General features: G+C 64.9%; 7 protein-coding genes and 1 tRNA gene. 5 read left to right on the top strand and 3 right to left on the bottom strand.

Annotated features, from left to right (window positions below):
* Nucleotides 1-406 precede the first annotated feature (406 nt).
* The 3 genes from AC3XYG_RS39635 to AC3XYG_RS39645 all read right to left on the bottom strand — a co-directional run bounded on the left by AC3XYG_RS39635 (nt 407) and on the right by AC3XYG_RS39645 (nt 1916).
* A complete protein-coding gene (locus AC3XYG_RS39635; protein WP_489145417.1) occupies nt 407-1147 on the bottom strand; it encodes an abortive infection family protein in 741 nt (246 codons plus the stop codon).
* Entirely contained in the window at nt 1074-1415 is a 342-nt protein-coding gene (locus AC3XYG_RS39640; RefSeq protein ID WP_489145418.1) for an AbiJ-NTD4 domain-containing protein, read from the bottom strand. Before AC3XYG_RS39640 ends, AC3XYG_RS39635 begins: the two co-directional genes overlap by 74 nt.
* A gap of 425 nt (nt 1416-1840) precedes the next feature.
* Nucleotides 1841-1916 (bottom strand) — tRNA-Thr (locus tag AC3XYG_RS39645).
* A 372-nt stretch (nt 1917-2288) separates the two neighbouring features.
* Here AC3XYG_RS39645 and AC3XYG_RS39650 point away from each other — a divergent pair.
* The 5 genes from AC3XYG_RS39650 to guaA all read left to right on the top strand — a co-directional run.
* Nucleotides 2289-2615: a hypothetical protein gene (locus AC3XYG_RS39650; RefSeq protein WP_489145419.1), complete on the top strand. Its 327-nt coding sequence runs from the start codon at nt 2289-2291 to the stop codon at nt 2613-2615.
* A gap of 175 nt (nt 2616-2790) precedes the next feature.
* Entirely contained in the window at nt 2791-4230 is a 1440-nt protein-coding gene (locus AC3XYG_RS39655; RefSeq protein WP_489145420.1) for an RsmB/NOP family class I SAM-dependent RNA methyltransferase, read from the top strand.
* Nucleotides 4231-4234: 4 nt separating this feature from the next.
* On the top strand, nt 4235-4771 hold the full coding sequence (locus tag AC3XYG_RS39660) for a GNAT family N-acetyltransferase (RefSeq protein WP_489145421.1): 537 nt from the start codon (nt 4235-4237) through the stop codon (nt 4769-4771).
* Nucleotides 4772-4776: 5 nt separating this feature from the next.
* On the top strand, nt 4777-5061 hold the full coding sequence (locus tag AC3XYG_RS39665; RefSeq protein WP_489145422.1) for a DUF1294 domain-containing protein: 285 nt from the start codon (nt 4777-4779) through the stop codon (nt 5059-5061).
* A gap of 115 nt (nt 5062-5176) precedes the next feature.
* Nucleotides 5177-6116: glutamine-hydrolyzing GMP synthase (gene guaA / locus AC3XYG_RS39670; RefSeq protein ID WP_489145423.1), on the top strand; the 940-nt coding region annotated here is incomplete at its 3' end.

The following is a 6116-nucleotide window of genomic DNA, read 5'->3' on the forward strand; positions in this document are numbered from 1 at the left end:
TTTGGCATTTCGGATCGCGGTATCGGTAAGCGGCATTGTTGGTATCTTTGCGGTCACGCGGACATTGAGTGCTAGTATGCCGCCAAAAATACCAACAAATCTGCTGGCTGTCAGCACATATGCCTGAACGCGGATGTACGAGATCGTGATCCAGAAGCGCAGGATTCTGCGCCTTTCCGGATGCCCACGAACAGTCCTGAATGATGAATTGGTGCCGGATGCAGGGGTCGAACCCGCGACCTTCGGTTTACAAAACTGGCGTTCTGACAAATCGCCGTACGCGCTTCATCATGAAGGTCGACAGGTCCCGGCGGTTGGCATACGGCCGTCGCTGAAGCCGTTTACTCACGGAACCGGCTAACATTGCGACTGTACGGCAGCGATGCAAAGCTCGCGCAGGCGTGAGTCATGAAGACTTAGGCAACGGTGGCAGGGCGTGAAATGCTTCAACCATGAAGACGATGTTCGTTGCCGCAAGATGAAGCGCGTATGCTGCGACGTGTCTCGGCACCTCTCTCGGTGTCGATCCGTCGCCGTGCCCGCCTTCATTGTTGCGCACTTTCGGAAGGCCGTTTGCGAGCGTACTGTAAAGTTGATCGAAGGAGTTGTCGAGATAGTCAGGCATAAGGCCGTTCTGTCGAACAACCTTGAGAAGATCGGATGCTCTCGAACCTGGTTTGATTGACCAGCTTCGTAGTTCACAAATCGTCTTCAGGGTACTTTCGAATGCATTATTCGCATCGACAATCGCATCCTTGAATTCAGAGTGTCGGTAATGAGTGTGTGCATCTAGGTATTCTTTCTCAGGCCCTGCAAACCTGGAATCAGTGAGAAGCGATAATCCTAATTTTACTATATTTGCGTGAACAATTTGACTGTCTATGCGAATTAATTTACTGGATTCGTATTGAAATCCAAATGCTGCTTCTCGCATTCTTGTGTTAACTTCATCAATGGCATCACGCGCAGCCTGTTTTATTCCCTTTCGTTCGCGATCTGATCTATCTAATGATGAAAATACTCTCTCAATGTACAGAAGGCCGGTTTCGAGTACATCGAGCACCAACATCATATCAGTTTCTTTTTCTAAGCAATTCAGAATATCTTCCGCTGGATGTTTTTTTTTCGTTGAGTGTGTGTATTCCATGTTCGCGACACACGATGTCACGCACTGTGGTCCAAGGCGCACTTGGCTCCCCAGCGTCAAAATCCGATTTTGGGCCCAGGGCATCTTTGAATACCATTTGAATCTGCACGCGAAGTTGTGCCGACATCGAGTCGTATTGATAAACGTCATCGGAATTGCCTGACGTACGCTTCGCTCTTTTGGAATACACATCGAATATCGGCAATTTATTCCCCCAACCGTAAGGCCGCCGTACCGGAAATACGAAACAGGTTGCAAATTCGAGCATATGCGATCCTTACGCAAGTTTGATCGGACTGGCGCGGCCGCAGTTATGCTGGTGCGGGAGTGGGGCGGAAATTTTACGTGAGATACAGGCGCAACTCACACACGCGCCCGTCGATTTCGGGGGTACGGGTGCCCGATGCGGCCCTCCGCGCAGTCCGATGAACGGGTCCCATCGCGAAAGGGGAGGCGAGGGGAGTGTACCGTGCGGTGTCGTGCAGGATCGCACTGCATGAGGCCGTATCAGCGGTGATGTGTCCGTAAACGGGCCGGTGCGTGCACGCGTGGTGCAGTCGGGTGCGCCAGCACGCACGACTCGACAGGCATGACTCCGAATGCAGGCATGCTGTTCCGTGACCCCGAACCCTGTCAGTCGGCTGACTCGTTTCGAGATTTGGTCACAAAGCGCAGCAAAATCAGCGAGTTAATTGGTGCCGGATGCAGGGGTCGAACCCGCGACCTTCGGTTTACAAAACCGCTGCTCTACCAACTGAGCTAATCCGGCGTCGGCCAATTCCCTACCGACTCCGGCCGCGGCTGTCCAGCCGGCAACCGCGCCGGCGGGCCGATTTTGCGGCCCATCCCAGCCCCGATCGCCAGGCATTCCAGAGGCTGCCGCTTTGACCTTGACTCCCCGGGGGGCCGGGCATACATGGCCTGTGACGCCGGACGAGCCCAGCCCGTCGGCGCCGATCGCACAACGAGAGACAGATGGACGACCACCCTAGTCGTGGCGTCGCCAAGGCCGATCCGGCCGCGGTGACGTCACCGGAACATCACAGAATCGCACTCGGCCTGGGCCGGGTGGATGGCGTGAGCCGGACCTAGGGTCGGGACGCCGTTCGCTCCGCCTCTGCCGATATGCAGAACGGAGCGAATGATGAAGCTCGCTTTTCTCACCTTCTTCGACCGCGGCCTGCGCCTGGCGCCGGCCGCCATCGTGTCCCCGCGTGCCGAGGCCCTGGCCGCCGTGTCGGGGTTCCTGAACCGTGACCTGCGCCACGCCCCGGTGCGCGATGCCGAAAAAATCGTGCAGCGCTGGGGCCGCGACCCGGAGACCGGTAAGCTGGCCGCGCATTGGTCGGAGCGCCCGGCCGAGACGCCGGCTCCGGCGGCCCCGGTCGATGATCTGGCGGAGCATCGCGCCCGCCGGACCCCGCGCTATCGCTCGCGTTTCGTGTGGCCCGACCGGCGCAGCGCCTGAGCGCCCACCCTCGGCCGAAGTCCGCCGCGACACGATCGGCGGCCTTCGGCCGGGGGTGAATCCCGTCCCGAATCCGGGGGCGGGACACCGGTCTGCAGGGTCGCAGCGGCCGGGAAGTCTGGCCGTGGCAGCGGAAGCGCGGTAGAAGGCGCGTTTTCCTGTTACGCTCGAGTCCATGACCCCCTCCGCCCGCATCCAGGCCACGATCGATATCCTCGAGCGTCTCGCCATCGAAAACCGCCCGGCCGACGCTCTCGTGTCGGCCTATTTCCGCACCCGTCGCTTCATCGGCTCGAAAGACCGCGCCGATGTCTCCGCCCGGGTCTACGCCGTGCTGCGCCATCACGCCCGGCTGGGCTGGTGGCTGGCCAAGGTCGAGGCCGAGGACACGCCCCGCAACCGCGTCATCGCCCAGCTGACCCTGGCCGAGGACATCGCGGTCAAGGACATGGGCCGCCTGTTCTCCGGCGAGACCTACGCGCCGATCCCGCTCGACGGCCCCGAGGACAAGCTGGTCAAGGCCACCGCCGGCCAGCCGCTCGACCATCCCGACATGCCGAAGCCGGTGCGGTCCGAGATTCCGGACTGGGCCGCGGAGTCGCTGCAGACGAATTTCGGCGAGCGCTTCGAGGCCGAGGTCGCGGCCCTGCTGGAGCAGGCGCCGCTCGACCTACGGGTCAATGAGCTGCGGGCGAACCGGGACGAGGTGGTGCGCACCCTGCTGGCCGGCAAGCTGACGGTTGAGCCGACGGTGCTGTCGCCGGTCGGCATCCGGGTCAAGGGGCGGCCCCAGCTCGGCCGCCACCCGGCCTTCCAGTCCGGGCTGATCGAGGTGCAGGACGAAGGCTCGCAGCTGATCGCGCTGCTGGTCGACGCCCGGCCGGGCCAGCAGGTGGTCGATTTCTGCTCCGGCGCCGGCGGCAAGGCGCTGGCTTTGGCCGCGCGGATGCGCGGCAAGGGCCGGGTCGTCGCCTGCGACGTCTCCAAGGGCCGGCTGGACCGCGGCAAGGAGCGGCTGCGCCGCGCCGGCATCGACAATGTCGAGCCGCGGCTGCTGGAGAACGAGCGCGACCGCTGGGTCAAGAAGCAGCGGGGCAAGTTCGACCGCGTGCTGATCGATGTGCCCTGCAGCGGCACCGGCGCCTGGCGCCGCAACCCGGATGCGCGCTGGCGGCCGATGGACCTGCAGCGCCTGCTCGGCGTGCAGCGCGAGATCCTGGACAGCGCCGCCCGCTTGGCCAAGCCCGATGGCGGCCGGGTGATCTACGCCACCTGCTCGCTGCTGCGCGAGGAGAACGAGGCGCAGGTCGAGGGCTTCCTGGCCAGCCATCCCGACTATCACCTGCTGCCGATCGAGGCGATCTGGGACGAGGTGGTGGGCACCGGGCCGTCGCCGACCACCGGCATGCTGCGGCTGTCGCCCGCGGTCAACGACACCGACGGCTTCTTCGTCGCGGTGATGGAGCGGGGGACCCCGTCCAATGGGACCGACGCCGTTGCGGCTGAGGAGCCTGACGACGAGGAGCCCGACGCCGACGACGAGGCTGACGAGGTCGCGTCTGTTGCTGACGAGCCTGGCACCGACGAGCCTGGCGACGCCGAGCGGGAGGGCTGAGGGCATGATCCGGCGTGCGATCCTGGCCGATGCGCCGGCGATCGCCCGGATCCATGTCCAGTCCTGGCAGGAAACCTATCGCGGCCTGGTGCCGGACGACTACCTGAACCGGCTGACCGTGACCGACCGCGAGCGCGGCCATGAGCGGCAGTTGGCCTATGAGGACGGCACCGCCACCTTCCTCGCCCTCGACCCGACTCCATCAGGCGGCGCCATACCGGTCGGCTTCGCCTATTGTGGCCGGGCCCGCGGCGCGCCGGGGCCGGGCTGGGGCGAGATCTTCGCGCTCTATCTGCTCGACCGCGCCAAGGGGCGGGGGCATGGCCGCGACCTGATGGCGGCGTCGGCCGACTGGTTTGCCGAGCGTGGCGGGCTGCCCTTCATGCTGTGGGCCCTGACCGCCAATTTCCGCGCCACCGGCTTCTACCGCCATCTCGGCGGCGAGCCCTATGCCGACCGGCTGGAGCGGTTCAGCGGTGCCGTGCTGCCGGAAAGCGCCTTCCGGTTCGACGCCCGGATCGCACCGACGCCGCGGCGCTGAAAGCCATGCCGGTGCTATGGGCGGCGCTCGCGCTGTATCTGCTGGCGCTCAGTCTCGCCGCCTTCCTCCTGTTCGCCTGGGACAAGCGCTGCGCCATCGTCGGCCGGCGCCGGATCCCGGAGCGGACGCTGCTGATGCTGGCGCTGGCCGGCGGCACCCCCGGCGCCATCGCCGGGCAGCGCTTGCTGCGGCACAAGACGCGGAAGGAACCGTTCCGCTCGCGCCTGCTGTGGATCGCGATCGGCCAGACGACGTTGGTCCTGGCGCTATGTGTCGCCGTGATGCTCTGAGCCCTTGCCTCCACCTCCACGCATGGACGACTCGCGCCGGGCGCGGGGGCGATCGCTTGTCGTACGGGCGATGGACGTATAAATCTCCATCCCACCGCCCGACCCCGGAGTTGCCATGACCGCCCCGACCGCTACGCCGTCGCCGGACCGCGTTCTCATTCTCGATTTCGGCAGCCAGGTCACCCAGCTGATCGCCCGCCGGGTGCGTGAATCCGGCGTCTATTGCGAGATCTGGCCGTTCAACCAGGCCGGCGACGACCGGCTCCGGGCCTTCGACCCACGCGGCATCATCCTGTCGGGCAGCCCCGCCTCGGTCACCGAGGCCGCTTCGCCTCGCGCGCCGCAGCTGGTGTTTGAGCTGGGCATTCCGGTGCTGGGCATCTGCTACGGCCAGCAGACCATGTGCGAGCAGCTCGGCGGCGCGGTCGAGGCGGGGCATCACCGCGAATTCGGTCGGGCCTGGCTGGACGTGCGCGAGAATTGCACCCTGTTCGACGGCGCCTGGTCGCTCGGTGCGCGCGAGCAGGTGTGGATGAGCCATGGCGACCGGGTCACCCGGCTGCCGGACGGCTTCCGCATCGTCGCCACCAGCGAGAACGCGCCCTACGCCGCCATCGCCGATGACATCCGCCGGTTCTACGGCGTGCAGTTCCACCCCGAGGTGGTGCACACGCCGCATGGCGCGGCGCTGCTGCGCAACTTCACCCACCATGTCTGCGGCTGCACCGGCCTGTGGACCATGGCCGCCTTCCGCGACCAGGAGATCGCCAAGATCCGCGCCCAGGTCGGCGACGGCCGCGTGATCTGCGGCCTGTCCGGCGGCGTCGACAGCGCGGTGGCGGCGGTCCTGATCCATGAGGCGATCGGCGAGCAATTGACCTGCGTGTTCGTCGACCACGGCCTGATGCGCGCCGGCGAGGCCGAGCAGGTCGTCAGCCTGTTCCGCAACAGCTACAATATCCCGCTGGTGCATGTGGACGCCGAGACATTGTTCCTCGGCGGCCTCGCCGGGATCGACGATCCCGAGGCCAAGCGCAAGTTCATCGGCAAGACTT

This window comes from Inquilinus sp., assembly GCF_057815775.1.

What these genes read in the sequence shown, in the direction of transcription:
- AC3XYG_RS39640 (WP_489145418.1), bottom strand. Translation starts at nt 1,415, where the DNA reads ATGCTCGAATTTGCAACCTGTTTCGTATTTCCGGTACGGCGGCCTTAC.
- AC3XYG_RS39655 (WP_489145420.1), top strand. Translation starts at nt 2,791, where the DNA reads ATGACCCCCTCCGCCCGCATCCAGGCCACGATCGATATCCTCGAGCGT.
- AC3XYG_RS39635 (WP_489145417.1), bottom strand. Translation starts at nt 1,147, where the DNA reads ATGGAATACACACACTCAACGAAAAAAAAACATCCAGCGGAAGATATT.
- AC3XYG_RS39650 (WP_489145419.1), top strand. Translation starts at nt 2,289, where the DNA reads ATGATGAAGCTCGCTTTTCTCACCTTCTTCGACCGCGGCCTGCGCCTG.
- AC3XYG_RS39660 (WP_489145421.1), top strand. Translation starts at nt 4,235, where the DNA reads ATGATCCGGCGTGCGATCCTGGCCGATGCGCCGGCGATCGCCCGGATC.
- AC3XYG_RS39665 (WP_489145422.1), top strand. Translation starts at nt 4,777, where the DNA reads ATGCCGGTGCTATGGGCGGCGCTCGCGCTGTATCTGCTGGCGCTCAGT.